The 4,337-nt window shown below is 70.4% G+C and carries 2 protein-coding genes and 1 pseudogene; 1 reads left to right on the top strand and 2 read right to left on the bottom strand.

The window, feature by feature from the left end:
* Both ACFU99_RS34890 and ACFU99_RS34895 read right to left on the bottom strand, forming a co-directional pair.
* Positions 1-737: pseudogene (locus ACFU99_RS34890) on the bottom strand (hypothetical protein); the annotation flags it as partial.
* Positions 738-767: 30 nt separating this feature from the next.
* Positions 768-1,493, bottom strand: coding sequence for a hypothetical protein (locus tag ACFU99_RS34895; RefSeq protein ID WP_384399977.1), 726 nt, complete (start codon positions 1,491-1,493; stop codon positions 768-770).
* Positions 1,494-1,695: 202 nt separating this feature from the next.
* Here ACFU99_RS34895 and ACFU99_RS34900 point away from each other — a divergent pair, with 202 nt between their 5' ends.
* On the top strand, positions 1,696-4,329 hold the full coding sequence (locus ACFU99_RS34900) for a valine--tRNA ligase (protein ID WP_384399980.1): 2,634 nt from the start codon (positions 1,696-1,698) through the stop codon (positions 4,327-4,329).
* Positions 4,330-4,337 lie beyond the last annotated feature (8 nt).

The following is a 4,337-nucleotide window of genomic DNA, read 5'->3' on the forward strand; positions in this document are numbered from 1 at the left end:
TGCCCGTACTGGCCGTTGAACGACACCTTGTCCGTGGCGCCGCGCTGGTACTCGGCGGCCACCGGGTGGCTCTCGGTGATCCCCGGTATCCGGTTCTTCTGGCTCTCGCGCTGACCCGGCGTCATTTCGCTCTCGTCGTGGCCGGCGCCCTTGCGCTCGTAGCCCGCGATCGCCGCAGGCGTCGTCAGCTTGTACTTCTTGCCCTCGTCCGAGCCGAGCCCCTTGGAACCGGAGTCGGAGTCGGAGGAATCAGAGGAACCAGAGGAATCGGAGTCGGAGGAGCCCGAGCTGCTGCCCTTGTCCTTGCCCTTCGCCTCGCTGCCGCCCTTGTCGTCGTCACCGTCGTTCAGCAGGACGATGCCGCCGACGATGGCCGCCACCACGACGACCGCGCCGACGGCCAGGGCTATCGCCTTGCCCTTGTTCCGGCCGCCGCCCGGAGGCTGCTGGTACGGGCCCGGCATGCTCGGCTGTCCGTACGGGGCCTGCGGGGGCTGGCCATACGGGCCCGGCTGCTGCGGCTGGCCGTACGGCGGGGGCGGCGGCTGCTGTCCGTACGCGGGCGCCTGCTGCGGCGGGGGCGGCGGAGTCGCGCCCTCCTGCGGCGGGTAGCCGTAACCCGGCTGCTGCGCGTAGGGGTTGGGCTGCTGAGGAGGCTGCTGGCCGCCTCCGTACGGATTGGGCTGCCCACCCCCGTACGGACCGGGCTGCTGCGGCGGCGGCTGGTTGAAGCTCATCTGATTCCCCGTATGGATTGACGCAGGTGGTTATTTGATCTCGACGCGCGTATCGGCGCGGACCTGGGCGCTGAGCTCGCCGAACGTGTCGAGCGGCACCTCGCTGATCGCGGATGCCGTGTGCGAGTGGACCAGGATGCCCACGGTGGTGTGATCGGCCCAGACGCAGTTGGGCATCGTCGTGGCCTTGTCGCCGGCCGCCACGTCCTTGCCCGTCGAGTACGTGACCTTCTGGCACTTCAGGACGGCGTCGCCGTCGAGGCCGGCGGGGGAGAGGCGCGTCGGGCTGCCCTTGAACTCCGACTTCACGCTGACCTCCGACCCGGGGCTCCTGCCCGCGGCGGACGCCATGGAGGCGAAGTACCGGTCCACCGTCTTCTCGGGGTCTGCCACGTCCCCGTAGACGCCGGTGAACTTGAGCCACTTGCGGCCGAGGTTCTCGCCGCCCTGGTAGCTGGCGGCGACGCCCCGCGCCTTCGACACGCCCAGCTTCTCGAAGACCGACAGGAAGGCGGCGCTGGGCGCGTTCTTCGCCTCGCTGCCCGACTCCTTCTTGAGGCTGTCGGCCACGGTCTCCGGCGCCGTCAGCCGGTACTTCTTGCCCTCGTACTTCTCGGCACCGGATTTATCGGACTTCTTCCCGCTGCCCGCCGTGGCGCCCGCGCGGCCCTCGGTCTCGCCGTCGCCGCTGTTCAGCAGGACGACGCCGCCGACGATCGCCGCGACCACGACGGCCGCGCCGGCGGCCAGAGCCACCGTCCGGCCCTTCCTGCCGCCGGCGGCAGGCTGCCGCCGGAGGTCAGGCTGGTCCGACGGTCTCGGCTGGCTCTCGCTCATCGTTGTTCTCACTTCTTGCACGTGACAGATGGGCCTCATCCTCCCCGACGGCTTACACGGCCTTTACCGCGGGGCGGTAACTGGTTCGTAACGGCGCACCCGCGGCCCGTAGAATCGGCCCGTGACCGATAACACTCAGCAGCGCCCCGACAGCGGGCCGAACAGCACCCCTGAACTGCCGACCCAGTACGCGCCGGCCGACGTAGAGGGGAAGCTGTACGAGCGCTGGGTAGAACGCGGTTACTTCGAGGCGGACGCGAAGAGCGACAAGCCGCCGTACACGGTCGTCATCCCGCCGCCCAACGTCACCGGCTCCCTCCACCTCGGCCACGCCTTCGAGCACACGCTGATCGACGCCCTCACCCGCCGCAAGCGCATGCAGGGCTTCGAGACGCTGTGGCAGCCCGGCATGGACCACGCCGGCATCGCCACGCAGAACGTCGTGGAGCGCGAGCTGGCCAAGGAGGGCAAGTCCCGGCACGACCTCGGGCGCGAGGCGTTCGTCGAGCGCGTGTGGCAGTGGAAGGGCGAGTCCGGCGGCCAGATCTCCGGCCAGATGCGCCGCCTCGGCGAGGGCGTCGCCTGGGGGCGCGAGCGCTTCACCATGGACGAGGGCCTCTCCACGGCCGTCCAGACGATCTTCAAGCGGCTCTACGAGGACGAGCTGATCTACCGCGCCGAGCGCATCATCAACTGGTGCCCGCGCTGCCTGACCGCGATCTCCGACATCGAGGTCGAGTACCAGGACGACGACGGCGAGCTGGTCTCCATCCGCTACGGCGAGGGCGAGAACGCCATCGTCGTGGCGACGACCCGCGCCGAGACGATGCTCGGCGACACCGCCGTCGCCGTCCACCCGGACGACGACCGCTACCGCCACCTGGTCGGCACGGAGATCGAGCTGCCGCTCACCGGCCGCCGCATCCCGATCGTCGCCGACGAGCACGTCGACCCGGAGTTCGGCACGGGCGCCGTCAAGGTCACCCCGGCCCACGACCCGAACGACTTCGAGATCGGCCGCCGCCACGACCTGCCGAACCTCGCCGTCCTCGACGAGCGCGGCGTGATCACCGCCCCCGGCCCGTTCGAGGGCCTGGACCGCTTCGAGGCCCGCAGCGCCATCGTCGGCGCGCTGCGCGCCGACGGCCGGATCGTCGCGGAGAAGCGCCCGTACACCCACTCGGTCGGCCACTGCTCGCGCTGCAAGACGACGATCGAGCCGCGGCTGTCCATGCAGTGGTGGGTCAAGGTCGGCCCGCTCGCCGAGGCCGCCGGCAAGGCCGTCCGCGACGGCGAGGTGAAGATCCACCCGCAGGAGATGGAGTCCCGCTACTTCGGCTGGGTCGACAACCTCCACGACTGGTGCATCTCCCGGCAGCTGTGGTGGGGCCACCGCATCCCCGTCTGGTACGGGCCGAACGGCGAGATGGTCTGCGTCGGCCCCGGCGAGGAGGCGCCGTCCGGCGAGGGCTGGCACCAGGAGACGGACGTCCTGGACACCTGGTTCTCCTCCGGGCTGTGGCCGTTCTCCACGCTCGGCTGGCCCGAGAAGACCGAGAGCGTCGAGAAGTTCTACCCGAACTCGGTCCTGGTCACCGGCTACGACATCCTGTTCTTCTGGGTCGTGCGGATGATGATGTTCGGCCTGTACGCGATGGACGGCACGCCGCCGTTCCGTACGGTCGTGCTGCACGGCATGGTCCGCGACGAGCGCGGCAAGAAGATGTCGAAGTCCTTCGGCAACGCGGTGAACCCGCTGGACTGGATGGACAAGTACGGCTCCGACGCCGTCCGCTTCACGCTGGCCCGCGGCGCCAACCCCGGCACGGACGTGCCGATCGGCGAGGACTGGGTGCAGGGGTCCCGCAACTTCGCCAACAAGATCTGGAACGCCACGCGCTTCGCGCTGATGAACGGCGCGACCGTCGAAGGCGACCTGCCGCCCGTCGAGCAGCTGTCGGCGCCGGACCGGTGGATCCTCTCCCGGCTGGGCACCGTCGTCGCCGAGGTGGACGCCTACTACGACGACTACCAGTTCGCGAAGGTCTCGGACTCCCTCTTCCACTTCGCGTGGGACGAGGTCTTCGACTGGTACGTGGAGATGTCCAAGACCACCTTCCAGGCCGGCGGTCCGGCGGCCGACGTCTCGCGGCGCGTGCTGGGCGAGGTGCTGGACGTCACGCTGCGGCTGCTGCACCCGATCGTCCCGTTCGTCACCGAGTCGCTGTGGACCGCGCTGACCGGGCGCGAGTCGATCGTCGTCGCCGACTGGCCCGCCGACTCCGGTTTCCGGGACAAGGCGGCCGAGCAGGAGATCGCGCTCGTCCAGCAGGTCGTCACGGAGGTCCGCCGGTTCCGCGCCGACCAGGGCCTCCAGCCGGGGCAGAAGGTCCCGGCGCGGCTGGAGCTGGCGGGGACGGCGCTGGTCGCGCACGAGGCGGCGATGCGTTCGCTGCTGCGCCTCCAGCCCGCGGGCGAGGGCTTCGCCGCCACCGCCTCCCTGCCGGTGGCCGGGGCGAGCGTGGCCCTGGACCTGTCCGGCACGATCGACGTCGAGGCGGAGCGCAAGCGCCTGACGAAGGACCTCGCGGCGGCGGAGAAGGAGAAGGCGCAGGCCACAGGGAAGCTCGGCAACGAGGCGTTCCTGGCCAAGGCGCCCGATCAGGTCGTCGACAAGATCCGCACGCGGCTCGCCAAGGCGGATGAGGACATCGAGCGGATCGCCGCGCAGCTGGCGGGTCTCCCGAAGGGCTGACCCGGGGT

It is taken from the genome of Streptomyces sp. NPDC057654 (genome assembly GCF_042800135.1).
Lineage (GTDB): Bacteria > Actinomycetota > Actinomycetes > Streptomycetales > Streptomycetaceae > Streptomyces.